Annotated in this window: 19 protein-coding genes; 16 read left to right on the top strand and 3 right to left on the bottom strand. The window is 62.7% G+C overall.

Going from position 1 to position 15,953, the window contains the following annotated elements:
- Positions 1 to 173 precede the first annotated feature (173 nt).
- The 7 genes from hslV to VXM67_RS04225 all read left to right on the top strand — a co-directional run bounded on the left by hslV (position 174) and on the right by VXM67_RS04225 (position 7,969).
- Positions 174 to 704: an ATP-dependent protease subunit HslV gene (gene hslV / locus VXM67_RS04255; protein ID WP_023378328.1), complete on the top strand. Its 531-nt coding sequence runs from the start codon at positions 174 to 176 to the stop codon at positions 702 to 704.
- 76 nt (positions 705 to 780) lie between these two features.
- Positions 781 to 2,124, top strand: a complete 1,344-nt coding sequence (gene hslU / locus VXM67_RS04250; RefSeq protein ID WP_023378327.1) for an ATP-dependent protease ATPase subunit HslU — start codon at positions 781 to 783, stop codon at positions 2,122 to 2,124.
- Between the two features lie 143 nt (positions 2,125 to 2,267).
- Positions 2,268 to 2,645: a gamma-butyrobetaine hydroxylase-like domain-containing protein gene (locus VXM67_RS04245; protein ID WP_023378326.1), complete on the top strand. Its 378-nt coding sequence runs from the start codon at positions 2,268 to 2,270 to the stop codon at positions 2,643 to 2,645.
- A 353-nt stretch (positions 2,646 to 2,998) separates the two neighbouring features.
- Entirely contained in the window at positions 2,999 to 4,678 is a 1,680-nt protein-coding gene (gene phaC / locus VXM67_RS04240) for a class II poly(R)-hydroxyalkanoic acid synthase (protein ID WP_023378325.1), read from the top strand.
- A 63-nt stretch (positions 4,679 to 4,741) separates the two neighbouring features.
- Positions 4,742 to 5,593 carry a poly(3-hydroxyalkanoate) depolymerase gene (gene phaZ, locus VXM67_RS04235; protein ID WP_023378324.1) on the top strand — a complete coding sequence of 284 codons (852 nt, stop codon included), beginning with the start codon at positions 4,742 to 4,744 and terminating at the stop codon, positions 5,591 to 5,593.
- A gap of 65 nt (positions 5,594 to 5,658) precedes the next feature.
- Positions 5,659 to 7,341, top strand: a complete 1,683-nt coding sequence (gene phaC, locus VXM67_RS04230; protein ID WP_023378323.1) for a class II poly(R)-hydroxyalkanoic acid synthase — start codon at positions 5,659 to 5,661, stop codon at positions 7,339 to 7,341.
- Between the two features lie 13 nt (positions 7,342 to 7,354).
- Positions 7,355 to 7,969, top strand: coding sequence for a TetR/AcrR family transcriptional regulator (locus VXM67_RS04225; RefSeq protein WP_023378322.1), 615 nt, complete (start codon positions 7,355 to 7,357; stop codon positions 7,967 to 7,969).
- A 92-nt stretch (positions 7,970 to 8,061) separates the two neighbouring features.
- On the opposite strand, the gene VXM67_RS04220 is transcribed toward VXM67_RS04225, so the two are convergent.
- The 3 genes from VXM67_RS04220 to VXM67_RS04210 form a co-directional block, all read right to left on the bottom strand.
- On the bottom strand, positions 8,062 to 8,850 hold the full coding sequence (locus VXM67_RS04220) for a phasin family protein (protein ID WP_023378321.1): 789 nt from the start codon (positions 8,848 to 8,850) through the stop codon (positions 8,062 to 8,064).
- 10 nt (positions 8,851 to 8,860) lie between these two features.
- Positions 8,861 to 9,280 carry a phasin family protein gene (locus tag VXM67_RS04215; RefSeq protein ID WP_023378320.1) on the bottom strand — a complete coding sequence of 140 codons (420 nt, stop codon included), beginning with the start codon at positions 9,278 to 9,280 and terminating at the stop codon, positions 8,861 to 8,863.
- A 140-nt stretch (positions 9,281 to 9,420) separates the two neighbouring features.
- Positions 9,421 to 9,696 (bottom strand): polyhydroxyalkanoic acid system family protein, encoded by a 276-nt coding sequence (locus VXM67_RS04210; protein ID WP_023378319.1) that lies wholly within the window; start codon positions 9,694 to 9,696, stop codon positions 9,421 to 9,423.
- Positions 9,697 to 9,819: 123 nt separating this feature from the next.
- Between VXM67_RS04210 and ubiE the strand changes: the two genes are divergently transcribed.
- The 9 genes from ubiE (at position 9,820) to VXM67_RS04165 (ending at position 15,936) form a co-directional block, all read left to right on the top strand.
- A complete protein-coding gene (gene ubiE / locus VXM67_RS04205) occupies positions 9,820 to 10,590 on the top strand; it encodes a bifunctional demethylmenaquinone methyltransferase/2-methoxy-6-polyprenyl-1,4-benzoquinol methylase UbiE (RefSeq protein ID WP_023378318.1) in 771 nt (256 codons plus the stop codon).
- On the top strand, positions 10,590 to 11,213 hold the full coding sequence (locus VXM67_RS04200; protein WP_023378317.1) for an SCP2 sterol-binding domain-containing protein: 624 nt from the start codon (positions 10,590 to 10,592) through the stop codon (positions 11,211 to 11,213). The genes ubiE and VXM67_RS04200 overlap by 1 nt, the downstream gene beginning before the upstream one ends.
- Positions 11,210 to 12,829 carry a ubiquinone biosynthesis regulatory protein kinase UbiB gene (ubiB, locus tag VXM67_RS04195; protein WP_023378316.1) on the top strand — a complete coding sequence of 540 codons (1,620 nt, stop codon included), beginning with the start codon at positions 11,210 to 11,212 and terminating at the stop codon, positions 12,827 to 12,829. Before VXM67_RS04200 ends, ubiB begins: the two co-directional genes overlap by 4 nt.
- Positions 12,830 to 12,902: 73 nt before the next feature.
- On the top strand, positions 12,903 to 13,295 hold the full coding sequence (gene hisI / locus VXM67_RS04190; RefSeq protein WP_023378315.1) for a phosphoribosyl-AMP cyclohydrolase: 393 nt from the start codon (positions 12,903 to 12,905) through the stop codon (positions 13,293 to 13,295).
- A 1-nt stretch (position 13,296) separates the two neighbouring features.
- Positions 13,297 to 13,632, top strand: coding sequence for a phosphoribosyl-ATP diphosphatase (locus VXM67_RS04185; RefSeq protein WP_023378314.1), 336 nt, complete (start codon positions 13,297 to 13,299; stop codon positions 13,630 to 13,632).
- 167 nt (positions 13,633 to 13,799) lie between these two features.
- A complete protein-coding gene (locus VXM67_RS04180; RefSeq protein ID WP_023378313.1) occupies positions 13,800 to 14,072 on the top strand; it encodes a twin-arginine translocase TatA/TatE family subunit in 273 nt (90 codons plus the stop codon).
- Positions 14,073 to 14,075: 3 nt separating this feature from the next.
- A complete protein-coding gene (gene tatB / locus VXM67_RS04175; RefSeq protein ID WP_023378312.1) occupies positions 14,076 to 14,447 on the top strand; it encodes a Sec-independent protein translocase protein TatB in 372 nt (123 codons plus the stop codon).
- Positions 14,444 to 15,232: a twin-arginine translocase subunit TatC gene (gene tatC / locus VXM67_RS04170; protein ID WP_023378311.1), complete on the top strand. Its 789-nt coding sequence runs from the start codon at positions 14,444 to 14,446 to the stop codon at positions 15,230 to 15,232. Before tatB ends, tatC begins: the two co-directional genes overlap by 4 nt.
- Entirely contained in the window at positions 15,229 to 15,936 is a 708-nt protein-coding gene (locus tag VXM67_RS04165; protein WP_023378310.1) for a 16S rRNA (uracil(1498)-N(3))-methyltransferase, read from the top strand. Before tatC ends, VXM67_RS04165 begins: the two co-directional genes overlap by 4 nt.
- Positions 15,937 to 15,953: the final 17 nt, after the last annotated feature.

Below are 15,953 nucleotides of genomic sequence, written 5' to 3'. Positions count from 1 at the left end.
GGCTGTTTTCAAGGGCAGCGCAAGACCTGTAGGAGCGGGTTTACCCGCGAATGATCCGACACAGGCCTACCTGCCAAGCCTGACCATTCATCCCCCGCGGTTGAAATCCTTCCCCACACCCCCATATGAGTCTGCATCAGGCACTTTCGCCCCGCTGCGTGGAGACTCTCCCCTTGACCACCATCGTTTCTGTCCGCCGTAACGGCAAAGTCGTCATGGGCGGCGACGGCCAGGTATCCCTTGGCAACACCGTGATGAAAGGCAATGCCAAGAAGGTGCGCCGCCTGTACCACGGACAGGTCATCGCGGGCTTCGCTGGCGCCACTGCCGACGCCTTCACCCTGTTCGAGCGCTTCGAAGGCCAGCTGGAAAAGCACCAAGGCCATTTGATCCGCGCCGCCGTCGAGCTGGCCAAGGAATGGCGTACCGACCGCTCCCTGAGCCGCCTGGAAGCCATGCTGGCCGTCGCCAACAAGGACGCCTCCCTGATCATCACCGGCAACGGCGACGTAGTCGAACCCGAAGATGGCCTGATCGCCATGGGTTCCGGCGGCGCCTACGCCCAGGCCGCAGCCCGCGCCCTGCTGGACAAGACCGACCTTTCGGCGCGCGAGATCGCCGAATCCGCCCTGAACATCGCCGCCGACATCTGCGTGTTCACCAACCATAACCTGACCATCGAGGAGCAGGACCTGGCCGAGTAATCAGTTGTTCTGGCGCCCCCTCCCGGTGATGGGGCTTTTCCACACTGAACCACTCCGCCCAAGGACCGTTTTGACCATGTCCATGACCCCCCGCGAGATCGTCCACGAACTCAACCGCCACATCATCGGCCAGGACGACGCCAAGCGCGCCGTGGCGATCGCCCTGCGCAACCGCTGGCGGCGCATGCAGCTGCCCGCCGAGCTGCGCGCCGAGGTAACCCCGAAGAACATCCTGATGATCGGCCCTACCGGCGTCGGCAAGACCGAAATCGCCCGCCGACTGGCCAAGCTGGCCAACGCGCCGTTCCTCAAGGTCGAAGCTACCAAGTTCACCGAGGTGGGCTATGTGGGCCGCGATGTCGAATCGATTATCCGCGACTTGGCCGATGCCGCCCTGAAGATGCTGCGCGAGCAAGAGATCATCCGCGTGCGCCACCGCGCCGAAGACGCTGCCGAAGATCGCATCCTCGACGCACTGCTGCCGCAAGCCCGTGTCAGCAGCTTCGCCGAAGAGGCCGCACAGACCAGCACCGACTCCAACACCCGCCAGCTGTTCCGCAAGCGCCTGCGCGAAGGCCAGCTGGACGACAAGGAAATCGAGATCGAAGTGGCTGACTCCATGGGCGTCGAAATCGCCGCGCCGCCGGGCATGGAAGAGATGACCAACCAGCTGCAAAGCCTGTTCGCCAACATGGGCAAGGGCAAGCGCAAGTCGCGCAAGCTCAAGGTCAAGGAAGCGCTTAAGATGGTGCGCGACGAAGAGGCGAGCCGCCTGGTCAACGAGGAAGAGCTCAAGGCCAAGGCCCTGGAAGCGGTCGAACAGCACGGCATCGTGTTCATCGACGAAATCGACAAGGTGGCCAAGCGTGGCAACGTCGGCGGTGCCGATGTGTCCCGTGAAGGCGTGCAGCGCGACCTGCTGCCGCTGATCGAAGGCTGCACCGTCAATACCAAGCTGGGCATGGTCAAGACCGACCACATCCTGTTCATTGCCTCAGGTGCGTTCCACCTGAGCAAGCCAAGCGACCTGGTGCCCGAGCTGCAAGGCCGTCTGCCGATCCGCGTGGAGCTCAAGGCGCTGACCCCGGAAGACTTCGAGCGCATCCTGCAAGAGCCGCACGCATCGCTGACCGAGCAGTACGCCGCGCTGCTGAAAACCGAAGGCCTGAACATCGAGTTCGCCGCCGACGGCATCAAGCGCCTGGCCGAGATCGCCTACCAAGTCAACGAGAAGACCGAGAACATCGGTGCCCGTCGCCTGCACACCCTGCTCGAGCGCCTGCTCGAAGAGGTGTCGTTCAGTGCTGGCGATCTGGCCAGCGCTCATGACGAGACGCCGATCAAGATCGACGCAGCTTACGTCAATGGCCACCTGGGTGAGCTGGCGCAGAACGAAGACCTGTCGCGCTACATCCTGTAAGACTGGCAACTGCATCAAGGCTAAACCCGCCGCCATAGGATCACCCGTGAGCCTGTGGCGGTGGGTTTAGCCGCGAATGGGCCCTTGAATCCCTGCAGCGGAAGCTGGAAGCTAGCGATATCCGCGTCCGAGAGATTCGCCCCATGGCCCGCCTGCCCACCGCCATCAACCTGCACAAAGCTTCGAAAACCCTCAGCCTCACCTACGGCCCCGACGAGGTCTACCACCTGCCTGCCGAATTCCTGCGGGTGCACTCCCCCTCCGCCGAGGTCCAGGGCCACGGCAATCCCATCTTGCAATTTGGCAAGATCAACGTCGGTCTGGTCGGTTTGGAACCGGCGGGTCAATATGCACTGAAATTGACCTTCGACGACGGGCATGACAGCGGTTTGTTCACTTGGGAGTACCTCGAGCAACTGTGCCTGCGCCAGGAACAACTCTGGGCCGAGTACCTGGATGAACTGCACAAGGCCGGAAAATCCCGCGATCCCTCGGAATCCGTCGTCAAGCTGATGCTCTAGCTCAATGGCCGCACGCATTAGAGCGCATTTTCTAATCTCATCTGCTTGAATGCCTTAGTGACGACCCGCTACGGGTTGTCTTGCGCATTACATGAAAGTCGGGTAACCAATGGAGCTGGCAAGTTCCCTGCATCGCTATTCATGCGTTCGGGGGAGAGGCTGGTTGTTGTAGAGGTCGCGAGCGAAAGCAGGCTGTCTTCACACGCAGAATCCCCGCAGCTCATCACCGACACGCACCCGGTCGCAGTACCGCTGTTCCTTATCACTGGTCAACCGAGTAGTAGTACCGGGCTGTCGTCCGTGCACCTGTCACGGAAAACCGGTACGCGTCTCAGGACAACGGAGCGTCGTAGATGAGTAACAAGAACAACGATGAGTTGCAGCGGCAAGCCTCGGAAAACACCCTGGGGTTGAACCCGGTCATCGGCATTCGCCGCAAGGACCTGCTGAGCTCTGCTCGTACCGTACTGCGCCAGGCCGTGCGCCAACCCCTGCACAGTGCCAAGCACGTGGCGCATTTCGGCCTGGAATTGAAAAACGTGTTGCTGGGCAAGTCCGCCCTGAAACCCGAGAACGACGACCGTCGCTTCACCGATCCGGCCTGGAGCAACAACCCACTGTACCGTCGTTACCTGCAGACCTACCTGGCCTGGCGCAAGGAGCTGCACGACTGGATCGGTGAAAGCGACCTGTCCCCGCAAGACATCAGTCGCGGCCAGTTCGTCATCAACCTGATGACCGAAGCGATGGCGCCGACCAATACCCTGTCCAACCCGGCAGCAGTCAAACGCTTCTTCGAAACCGGCGGCAAGAGCCTGCTCGATGGCCTGTCCAATCTGGCCAAGGACCTCGTGCACAATGGCGGCATGCCCAGCCAGGTGAACATGAAGGCGTTTGAAGTGGGCAAGAACCTCGGCACCAGCGAGGGCGCGGTGGTGTACCGCAACGACGTGCTGGAGCTGATCCAGTACAGCCCGATCACCGAACAGGTGCACAGTCGCCCGCTGCTGGTGGTACCGCCGCAGATCAACAAGTTCTATGTCTTCGACCTGAGCCCGGAAAAGAGCCTGGCACGCTTCTGCCTGCGCTCCCAGCAGCAGACATTCATCATCAGCTGGCGCAACCCGACCAAGGCCCAGCGCGAATGGGGCCTGTCGACCTACATCGATGCGCTCAAGGAGGCGGTGGACGCCGTGCTGTCGATCACCGGCAGCAAGGACCTGAACATGCTCGGCGCCTGCTCCGGCGGCATCACCTGCACCGCGCTGGTCGGGCACTACGCCGCACTGGGTGAGAAGAAGGTCAATGCCCTGACCTTGCTGGTCAGTGTGCTGGACACCACGGTGGACAACCAGGTCGCGCTGTTCGTCGACGAGCAGACCCTCGAGTCGGCCAAGCGCCACTCCTACCAGGCCGGCGTGCTCGAAGGCAGCGACATGGCCAAGGTCTTCGCCTGGATGCGCCCCAACGACCTGATCTGGAACTACTGGGTCAACAACTACCTGCTGGGCAACGAGCCACCGGTGTTCGACATCCTGTTCTGGAACAACGACACCACGCGCCTGCCGGCCGCCTTCCACGGCGACCTCATCGAGATGTTCAAGAACAACCCGCTGACCCGCCCCGACGCGCTGGAAGTGTGCGGCACAGCCATCGACCTGAAACAGGTCAAATGCGATATCTATAGCCTTGCCGGTACTGCCGACCACATCACGCCATGGCAGTCATGCTACCGCTCGGCGCATCTGTTCGGTGGCAAGATCGAGTTCGTGCTTTCCAGCAGCGGCCATATCCAGAGCATTCTCAACCCGCCGGGCAACCCCAAGGCGCGCTTCATGACCGGTGCCGACCGCCCCGGCGACCCACTGGCCTGGCAGGAAAACGCCACCAAGCACGCCGACTCCTGGTGGCTGCACTGGCAAAGCTGGCTGGGCGAGCGTGCAGGCGAGCTCAAGAAAGCACCGACGCGCCTTGGCAATCGCACCTACGCTGCCGGGGAGGCATCGCCAGGCACCTACGTCCACGAACGTTAAGTTGCACAGCCGTGGCCACCGAGCGGTGAGCCACGGCGCTACTTTCACCACAGAGTCACGCGCATGCCGCAACCTTACATATTCAGGACTGTCGAGCTGGACAACCAGTCCATCCGCACCGCCGTCCGACCAGGCAAGCCGCACTTGACGCCGTTGCTGATATTCAATGGCATCGGTGCCAACCTGGAACTGGTGTTTCCGTTCATCGAGGCCCTGGACCCAGACCTGGAAGTCATCGCCTTCGATGTGCCCGGCGTCGGGGGTTCGTCGACCCCACGCCACCCCTATCGCTTTCCCGGCTTGGCCAAGCTTACCGCACGCATGCTCGACTACCTCGACTATGGCCAAGTCAACGTCATCGGAGTGTCCTGGGGCGGAGCGCTTGCCCAGCAATTCGCTCATGACTACCCCGAGCGCTGCAAGAAACTGGTGCTGGCGGCGACTGCCGCGGGCGCGGTGATGGTGCCAGGCAAGCCCAAGGTGTTGTGGATGATGGCCAGTCCCCGGCGCTACGTGCAGCCTTCCCATGTAATCCGCATCGCACCGTTGATCTACGGCGGCGGTTTTCGCCGCGACCCTGAACTGGCCATGCACCATGCCGCCAAGGTTCGCTCCGGCGGCAAGATGGGCTACTACTGGCAACTGTTCGCGGGGCTTGGCTGGACCAGCATTCACTGGCTGCACAAGATCAGCCAGCCCACGCTGGTACTGGCAGGCGACGACGACCCACTGATCCCGCTGATCAACATGCGTTTGCTGGCCTGGCGAATTCCCAACGCCGAGCTACACATAATCGACGATGGCCACCTGTTCCTGATTACACGGGCAGAAGCCGTGGCCCCGATCATCATGAAGTTCCTCCACGAAGAACGCCAACGGGCAGTCATGCACCCTCGGCCCGCCTCTGGTGGCTGAGCAGCGCGCTGCGCTCTTGTTTGTACGGCGTGAAGGTGAGAACGGTTCAACGAGGGAGTGTTGACATGAAAGAGAAACCGGAAAGAGGGACGATCCACGCTCCCGTGAGCAGCATGAACGTGCAGAGCGCCATCGTCGGCCTGCGTGGTCGCGACCTGATTTCCACCCTGCGCCATGTCGGGCGCCATGGCCTGCGCAACCCGCTGCATACCGCACGCCACCTGCTGGCCTTGGGTGGCCAGCTGGGACGGGTGATGCTCGGCGATACGCCCAACCAGCCCAACCCCCGCGATAACCGCTTCAGCGATCCGACCTGGAGCCAGAATCCGCTCTACAGTCGTGGCCTGCAAGCCTACCTGGCCTGGCAGAAGCAAACCCGCCTCTGGATCGAAGACAGTTCACTGTCCGATGACGACCGGGCTCGCGCGCAGTTTCTGTTCACCTTGATCAACGATGCCCTGGCGCCAAGCAACTCGCTGCTCAACCCGCTGGCGGTGAAAGAACTGCTCAATACTGGCGGCCAAAGCCTGTTAAGGGGCGTGTCCCACCTGCTCGACGACCTGCGCCACAACGACGGTCTGCCACGCCAGGTCGACGAACGCGCCTTCGAAGTCGGCGGCAACCTGGCTTCGACCCCGGGCGCAGTGGTGTTTCGCAATGAGCTGCTGGAGCTGATCCAGTACAAGCCAATGAGCGAGAAGCAGCATGCACGGCCACTACTGGTGGTGCCGCCGCAGATCAACAAGTTCTACATCTTCGACCTGGGGCCGACCAACAGCTTCGTCCAGTACATGCTCAAGAATGGTCTGCAGGTATTCATGATCAGCTGGCGCAACCCCGACCCACGCCACCGCGAATGGGGGCTGTCCACCTACGTCCAGGCCGTCGAAGAAGCGCTCAATGCCTGCCGCAGTATCAGCGGCAACCGTGACCCCAACCTGATGGGCGCCTGCGCGGGTGGCCTGACCATGGCGGCGTTGCAGGGCCACCTGCAAGCCAAGCATCAGTTGCGCCGGGTACGCAGCGCGACTTACCTGGTCAGCCTGCTCGACAGCAAGTTCGACAGCCCGGCCAGCCTGTTCGCAGACGAGCAGACCATCGAGGCAGCCAAACGCCGCTCGTACCAACGTGGCGTCCTCGATGGCGCCGAGGTAGCGCGGATCTTCGCCTGGATGCGGCCCAACGACCTGATCTGGAACTACTGGGTCAACAACTATCTGCTCGGCAAGGCCCCACCGGCCTTCGACATCCTCTACTGGAACGCCGACAGCACGCGCCTACCCGCCGCGCTGCATGGCGACCTGCTGGACTTCTTCAAACACAATCCACTGACCCACCCTGCGGGGCTGGAAGTGTGTGGCACGCCCATCGACCTCAAGCAGGTCGATCTCGACAGTTTTACCGTGGCTGGCAGCAACGACCACATCACCCCGTGGGACGCGGTGTACCGATCGGCGTTGCTGCTGGGGGGCGAGCGGCGCTTCGTGCTGGCCAACAGCGGGCACATCCAGAGCATCATCAACCCGCCTGGCAACCCCAAGTCCTACTACCTGGACAACCCAAAGCTCTCCAGCGACCCTCGCGCCTGGTTCCATGACGCCAAGCGCAGCGATGGCAGCTGGTGGCCGCTGTGGCTGGAATGGATCACACCGCGTTCCGGCCCGCTCAAGGCCCCGCGCCTGGAGCTAGGCAACAGCACCTATCCACCGCTGGGCCCCGCGCCAGGCAGCTACGTACTGGCACGCTGAGCACCTTGACCGGATGAAGACCCGCGACCGTATCCTCGAATGCGCCCTGCAGTTGTTCAACCAGCAGGGCGAACCCAATGTCTCGACCCTTGAGATCGCCAACGAACTGGGCATCAGTCCCGGCAACCTGTACTACCACTTCCATGGCAAGGAGCCACTTGTGATTGGGTTGTTCGAGCGCTTCGAAGAGGAACTGCTGCCGCTGCTCGATCCTCCGCTGGATGTACGTCTGGACGCCGAGGACTATTGGCTGTTCCTGCACCTGATCGTCGAGCGCATGGCCCAGTACCGGTTTCTGTTCCAAGACTTGTCGAATCTGATCGGACGCCTGCCGAAGCTGGCCCGTGGCATCCGCAGCCTGATCAATGCCCTCAAGCGCACGCTCGCTGCCTTGCTGGCCAGCCTCAAGGCCCAGGGGCAGGTCGTCAGCGAAACGCAGGCGCTGGGGCAACTGGTGGAACAGATCACCCTGACCTTGATGTGTTCGCTGGATTACCAGCGGGTACTAGGCCGGGAAGGCGATGTGGGGATCGTGGTCTACCAGGTGATGATGCTAGTGGCGCCGCATCTGCAGCCACCCGCGCGCGTGGCGGCGGAACAGTTGGCGGTGCGGTATCTGGAAGGATGAAAGCGAGCACAAGGGTTGACGCGATCGCTGGCAAGCCGGCTCCTACGGTTCAGGTGTAGGCGCTGGCTTGCCGGCGATGGCACGGCGCGGTATCAGGCCTGGCCGACCACGCTCAGCGGCGCCGACGGCGTGCTGCTGGCCGCAGTGGCAGCAGGCGCCGGAGCGGCGGTAGCGGCCGGAGCAGCGCTCGCAGCGGGTGCTGCTGGCTTAGCGGCGGCCGGTTTGGCCGGGGCCTTCTTCGCTGCCGGTTTCTTCGCGGCAGCAGGCTTGGTGGCCGCAGGCTTGGTAGCCGGCTTCGCTGCTGGCTTGGCTGCTGCTGGCTTGGCAGCTGCTGGTTTGGCTGCAGCGGTCTTGGCGGCGGGTTTGGCAGCTACGGTTTTCGCCGCAGGCTTGGCAGCAGCCTTGGCCAACGGTTTGGCCGCTGTCTTGGTTGCGGAAGCCTTGCTGGCCGCGCTACGGGAGGAGATCGGGGTGACGGACGCACCAGTCAGTTTCTCGATCTGCTTGGTCAGACTGTCCACCTGCTGGTGCAGGGCCTTGATCTCGTTGCGGCTCGGCACGCCCAGACGCGAGATGGCACTGTTCAGGCGCTTGTCGAAGGCTTCCTCGAGCTCGCTCCACTTGCCCAAGGCACGGTCCTTGACGCCGGACACACGCGAGGTGGTGGTGGACTTGGCGCTTTCCGCCACGTCTTCAGCGGTCTTCTTGGCCTGCTTCTCAGCCTTCTCGCCGTCCTTCACCAGCGAGTCGAACAGCTTGGGGCCATCCTGGTCGATCTTCGAATAGATACCCAGGCCTGCCAGCCAGATCTTGCGGGAGTACTTTTCGATCCCGCCGATCCAGGAGCTGCTTTCTTTGTCGGTACTCTTCTTGCCAGCCATCCTGCTCTCCTTATGGTTTGTGCGCGACGCGCTCGAGCAGCTCATGAAGCTGTTCAAGCTTGATGGACAGCGCCTCAACGTCATGTTTAGACGGAATGCCGAGGCGATTCAAGGCGCGACCGACGCGTGCGTCGAAGGCCTTTTCGATTTTGTCGAGTTGAACTTCGACTTTGCCACGTACGCGACTCACTTCCTCGGTGGCCTCGTCGATGTGGCTGTTGGCGGCATCGAGCTCTTTGTCGATGCGCTTCTTGCCACGTTTCTCGACGCCTTCACCGGCTTTTACCAGCTCCTTGAAGTAATCGGAGCCTTCCTGGCCGACACGGGCGTAAGCGCCGATGCCCGCCAGCCAGATCTTGCGTGCGTAGCCGCGTACCTCGCCCAAGGTACCCAGGACTTCGTCCTTTTTCTTCACGTTCACTTTGGCCATGCTCTGTACCTCATGCTCATGAGTGGAGGGAGGATGAGCCCATGGGGGGTGGGCTTGAGCATAAGGTAGGGGGTGAAATTAGAATCTTCACCCTAAGGTGGGGCGGTGGTACTGGCGAGGGCACCGCCCTGGCCGTGGAATCAGGCCAACGCCTTGTCCAGCGCCCGCTCGATCTCGCTTTTGATGGTGCTGCCCATGATCGACAGCATCATGCCCAGCTTCAGTTCGACCCGAATGGTGTCCTCGCCGATATGGACGCTGCCATTGGCGCCGCTGCGCGTCACATCGACGCGGTCACCGTTCCAGTTGGCCTTGAGGTCGTATTCGCGGGACAGCTTTTCCACCAGCGCTTGGGCCTTGGCGCGGGCGGCTTCGCGGCCGAGGGAGTGCTTGCGTTCAACGCTGATCTGGGTCATGGGGACGATCCTGGATATGAGACATGCTCGCCATTATGCCCGTCCCCTCCCCCAGGCACACCCCGCCAAGACAAATCCGCCCGTTCGCCCTAGAATGGCGGTAATTTTTTCCGGTGAAGCGATATGAACGACCAGCGCAAAGGCGAACACGCCGAACCCACCACCCATTTCGGCTACCAGGACGTGCCTGAAAGCCAAAAAGCGAAGAAGGTCGCCGAGGTGTTCCACTCGGTGGCGGCCAAGTACGACTTGATGAACGATGTGCTGTCCGGCGGCATGCACCGCCTGTGGAAGCGCTTCACCATCGAGCTGTCGGGCGTGCGCAGCGGCAACCGCGTGCTGGACATCGCTGGCGGGACCGGCGATCTGGCGGCCAAGTTTTCCCGTCTCGTGGGCCCTACCGGCCAGGTGGTGCTCGCCGACATCAACGAATCGATGCTCAAGGTCGGCCGCGACCGCCTGCTCGACCGTGGTGTTGCCGGCAACATCGAGTTCGTCCAGGCCGATGCCGAGAAGCTGCCGTTCCCCGACAACCACTTCGACTGCGTGACCATTGCCTTTGGTCTGCGTAACGTCACCCACAAGGACGAAGCCCTGCGTTCGATGCTGCGCGTGCTCAAGCCCGGTGGTCGCCTGTTGGTACTGGAGTTCTCCAAGCCGACCAACAAGCTGATGTCCAAGGCCTACGACGCCTACTCGTTCGCCTTCATGCCACTGGCCGGCAAGCTGATCACCAACGACTCGGAGAGCTATCGCTACCTGGCCGAGTCGATCCGCATGCACCCCGACCAGGAAACCCTGAAGGCCATGATGGTCGATGCCGGTTTCGACCGCGTCACCTACCACAACATGACCAGCGGTATCGTTGCCGTGCACCGGGGAATCAAGCCCTGATGTTGCTGGCCGGGCTGCTCGCCAGCGTCGAACATGGCCTGAACCGCGTCCTGCGCATGGACAGCACCGCCCTGCCGCGGCTGGCTGCGCTGGAAGGCAAGGTCATCGAAATCGACTGTCGCCAACCCGCCCTGCAGGTATTCATCCTGCCGGACGAGGAAGGCCTGATGCTCGCAGCCCACTGGGAGGGCGAGGTCGACTGCAGCCTTCGCGCCCCGGCGGGCAGCCTGGCCCAACTGGCTCTGGCCAAAGACAAGAACGCCGTGCTGCACAGCCCACAGGTCGAATTGCATGGTGACAGTGCCGTGCTGCTCGACCTGGTCGGGGTGCTGCAGGACCTGGAACTGGACTGGGAGTTCGAGCTGTCGCGCTGGCTGGGACCAGTGGCCACCTCGCTGCTCGCAGGCCACCTTCGTCTGCGCGCGCGCTGGACCCGCCAAGGCCTGACCCGCTTCAGCCAGAACCTGTCCGAGTACCTGGCCGAAGAGTCGCGCACCCTCGTGGGCAAGCGCGAAGCCGAAGCCGCCTTCAGCGAGCTCGACGCCCTTAAAGTCGACATCGAACGCCTCGAGGCGCGCCTCCAGCGCCTTTCCCGATCCCTTGATACCAGCGATAAAGCATGAAGCTGCTTGCCGTCCGCCGTCTGTTGCGCATCCAGCGCGTCGTGATCCGCTACCGCCTCGATGACCTGCTGTTCGACCTGCCCCTGCCCTGGTGGCTGATGAGCCTGCGCCTGCTGATGCCTTGGCGCTGGCTGCCGCGCAAGCCTTCCGAGCTCAGCCGTGGTGCGCGCCTGCGCCTGGCCTTGCAAGACCTGGGGCCGATCTTCATCAAGTTCGGCCAGTTGCTCTCCACCCGCCGCGACCTGCTGCCCACCGACATCGCCGACGAGCTGATGCTGCTGCAGGACCGTGTCCCGCCCTTCGACCCGAAAAAGGCCGTGGCCCTGATCGAAGAGCAACTGGGCGCCCGGGTCAGCGATGTGTTCAGTCGCTTCGATGTCGAGCCCCTGGCCTCGGCATCGGTGGCCCAGGTGCACGCCGCGCGCTTGAAAACCGGCGAAGAGGTGGTGGTCAAAGTGGTACGCCCCGGCCTCAAGCCGGTGATTGCCCAGGACCTGGCGTGGCTGTTCCTGATCGCCAAGGGCGCCGAACGGGTGTCGGCCGATGCGCGCCGCCTGCACCCGGTGGAAGTGGTCAGCGATTACGAAAAAACCATCTACGACGAGCTCGACCTGCTCCGCGAGGCGGCCAATGCCAGCCAGTTGCGGCGTAATTTCGAGGGCTCGGAGCTGATGTACGTGCCCCAGGTCTACTGGGACCTGTGCCGCCCGAAGGTGCTGGTGATGGAGCGCATCTATGGCGTACCGGTGACCGACATGGTGACCTTGGCCGACCAGCGTACCGACATGAAGATGCTGGCCGAACGGGGTGTCGAGGTGTTCTTCACCCAGGTGTTCCGCGACAGTTTCTTCCATGCCGACATGCACCCAGGCAACATCTTCGTCAGCACGGTCAAGCCGTGGAGCCCGCAGTACATTGCCATCGACTGCGGCATCGTCGGCAGCCTCACCGCCGAGGACCAGGACTACCTGGCGCGCAACCTGATCGCCTTCTTCAAGCGTGACTACCGCCGTGTCGCGCAATTGCACATCGACTCTGGGTGGGTACCGGCGCACACCAAGGTCAATGAGTTCGAAGCAGCTATCCGCACCGTATGCGAACCGATCTTCGAGAAGCCACTCAAGGACATTTCCTTCGGCCAGGTACTGATGCGCCTGTTCCAGACCGCACGGCGCTTCAACATGGAAGTGCAACCGCAACTGGTGCTGCTGCAGAAGACCTTGCTCAACATCGAGGGCTTGGGCCGTCAGCTGTACCCGGACCTGGACCTGTGGAGCACCGCCAAGCCGTACCTGGAGCGTTGGATGCGCGAGCGCATGAGCCCCAAGGCGGTTCTGGGCAACCTGCACAGCCAGGTCGAGCAACTGCCGCACCTGGCCGACATGACCCGCGACTTGCTCGAACGCCTGTCACAACCGCACCTGCACGATCCGCAGTTGCCGGAGCGTCGTCGCCAGGGCGACCGCTGGGCGCTGCGCCTGCTCGGTGCGGGACTGCTCGGCGGTGGCGCGGTGTTGGCGGTGGGCGCTGCCGAGACCGCCAGCCTGGCCGCCCCTGTCGCCTGGCCGGCCTGGTTGATGCTGGCCGCGGGGCTTTACCTGATCGTGCGCCAATAGCCAGCAGCGTGGCTGGCTGGCACACTAGCGCAAAGGGCTCGGCACAGGCGCGGGCCCGGTTTTGGAGTCGACGATGAAAGACTGGCTGGACGAGATCAAGTGGAACAGCGATGGCCTGGTACCGGCAATCGCCCAGGACCATAAGACCGGACGCGTGCTGATGATGGCCTGGATGAACCGCGAATCGCTGGCCCTGACCGCCGCCGAACAACGCGCTATCTACTGGTCGCGCTCACGTGGCAAGCTGTGGCGCAAGGGCGAGGAGTCGGGCCATGTGCAAAAGCTGCACGAAATGCGCCTGGACTGCGATGCCGATGTGATCATCCTGATGGTCGAGCAACTGGGCCATATCGCCTGCCATACCGGACGCGAAAGCTGCTTCTACCGCGTCTACGAAGACGGCCAGTGGAAAACCGTCGACCCGGTCCTGAAGGACCCGCACGCCATCTACAGCGCAGGACACTGACATGAGCGACACCCTGAACCGCCTGGCCGAAGTGCTTGAGCAACGCAAGCAAGCGGCCCCCGACAGCTCTTACGTGGCCAGCCTGTACCACAAGGGCCTGAACAAGATCCTTGAGAAACTTGGCGAAGAGTCCGTCGAAACCATCATCGCTGCAAAGGATGCTGCCGTCAGCAAGGATTACAGCGATGTCATCTATGAAACCGCCGACTTGTGGTTTCATAGCCTGGTGATGCTCAGTGCGCTGGGCCAGCATCCGCAAGCCGTGCTCGATGAGCTGGAGCGTCGTTTCGGTCTTTCCGGGCATGACGAGAAGGCCGCGCGTCAGCCTTCTGCCTGATACGTTTTCGAGGGCGCTTGGCGCGCCTATCGTGGGGGCGGGTTTACCCGCGAAGAGTGCAACGCGGTGCATCGCCCGGCTTAGCCGGTGTTCGCGGGTGAAACCGCTCCCACAGGGACCGCGCTGCCAGACAATTTCGCTGTACCTGTAAATTTCAGGAGTACGAAATGGGTATTTTTGACTGGAAACACTGGATTGTCCTGCTGGTCGTCGTAGTCCTGGTCTTCGGCACCAAGAAGCTGAAGAACTTCGGCAGCGACCTTGGCGAGTCGATCAAGGGCTTTCGCAAGGCCATGAACGAAGAAGAGAACAAGCCAGCCGAACAGACGCCTCCCCCAGCCCAACCCGTGCCGCCGGTGCAAAGCGCGCCGCAACAAGCCCAGGGCCAGACCATCGAGGGCCAGGCCCAGCCGGTCCAAGAGCCGCAACGGAAAGACTGACCCATGTTCGGCATCAGCTTCAGCGAGTTGCTGCTCGTCGGCCTGGTTGCCCTGCTGGTGCTCGGACCCGAGCGCTTGCCCGGCGCCGCCCGTACCGCTGGGCTGTGGATCGGCCGCCTCAAGCGCAGCTTCAACAGCATCAAGATGGAAGTCGAGCGTGAAATCGGCGCCGACGACATCCGCCGCCAGCTGCACAACGAGCACATCCTGCAGATGGAGCAGGAAGCACGGCGCATCCTCAACCCACAGACGCCGCCCGCTCAGCCGCCGACCGCCGCGCCTGGCCAACCGCCCGCCGCAGCCGCGACAACGCCTGTAACCTCCGGCGGTGCGCCGGAAACGTCCGAACAGCCCCAACCGCCGCGAGCCCCATGAGCGAAAATCCGGAACACGACCAGCCGATGCCGCTGGTTTCGCACCTGACTGAACTGCGTACCCGCCTGCTGCGCTGCGTGGCGGTCATCTTCCTGATCTTTGCCGGGCTGTTCTCGTTCGCCCAGCAGATCTACACCCTGGTCTCGGCCCCGCTGCGCGAACACCTGCCAGCCAATGCGACGATGATCGCCACCGACGTGGCTTCGCCGTTCCTGACGCCGTTCAAACTGACCATGATCGTCTCGCTGTTCCTGGCGATCCCGTTCATCCTCCAGCAGATCTGGGGCTTCATCGCGCCAGGGCTGTACCGCCATGAAAAGCGCATCGCTATCCCATTGCTGGTGTCGAGCATCCTGCTGTTCTATGCCGGCATGGCCTTCGCCTATTTCCTGGTGTTCCCGCTGATCTTCGGTTTCTTCGCCAGCGCCACGCCGGAAGGCGTGTCGATGATGACGGACATTGCCAGTTACCTGGATTTCGTCATGACGCTGTTCTTCGCCTTCGGCGTCGCCTTCGAGATCCCAGTGGCCGTGGTGCTGCTGGTGTGGATCGGCGTGGTCGACGTGAAGTACCTGAAGAAGATCCGCCCCTACGTGATCATCGGCTGCTTCGTGGTCGGCATGGTCCTGACGCCACCGGATATCTTCTCCCAGACCTTGCTGGCGGTCCCCATGTGGCTGCTGTTCGAGATCGGCGTGCTGTGTGGCAGCCTGATCCGTAAACGCGGCCACGAGAACGAAGCCGCAGACGACCACAACGACCAACCGCCAGCGACGCAATCGTGAACCTGCTGTTACTGGAGGAGGCCGACTTCGTTTCGGCCGACCGCGTCGTCCTGGCCGACCGCCGTTTCACCCACATGCAGGAGATCCACCGGGTCGCGGTGGGGGATACCCTGCGCGTCGGACGTATCGGTGGCCTGATGGGCAAAGCGACAGTGGTCCGCCTGGAGAAACACCAGGCGGAGCTGGACGTCAGCTTCGACCAGCCGCCACCGGCCAAGCTGCCATTGACCCTGGTGCTGGCCGTGCCACGGCCGAAGATGCTGCGCCGGCTGTTCCAGACCGTTGCCACCCTTGGCGTGCCCCGGTTGGTCCTGGTCAACAGCTACAAGGTCGAGAAAAGCTTCTGGCAAACGCCTTTCCTGCACCCCGACAGCATCCGCGAAAACCTCATCCTCGGCCTTGAGCAGGCCCGCGACACGGTGCTGCCCGAGATCATCATCGAGAAGCGCTTCAAGCCGTTCGTCGAAGACCGCCTGCCAGCCATCGTCGAAAACACCCTTGGCCTGGTCGGTCATCCTGGCCCTTACCCGGCGTGCCCACGCGCTGTCGAAGGCCCCGTGACACTGGCCATCGGCCCTGAAGGCGGCTGGATTCCCTATGAAATCGAGCTCTTGGGCAAGGCCGGGCTGACACCTGTGCAACTGGGTGACCGCATCCTGCGAGTCGAAACTGCCGTCACTGCACTGTTATCGCGAATATTCTGACAGTTAAGTCAGATATT

Source organism: Pseudomonas sp. Rh2 (assembly GCF_040762985.1).
GTDB lineage: Bacteria > Pseudomonadota > Gammaproteobacteria > Pseudomonadales > Pseudomonadaceae > Aquipseudomonas > Aquipseudomonas taiwanensis.
This window is presented reverse-complemented; position numbering and strand designations above follow the sequence as displayed.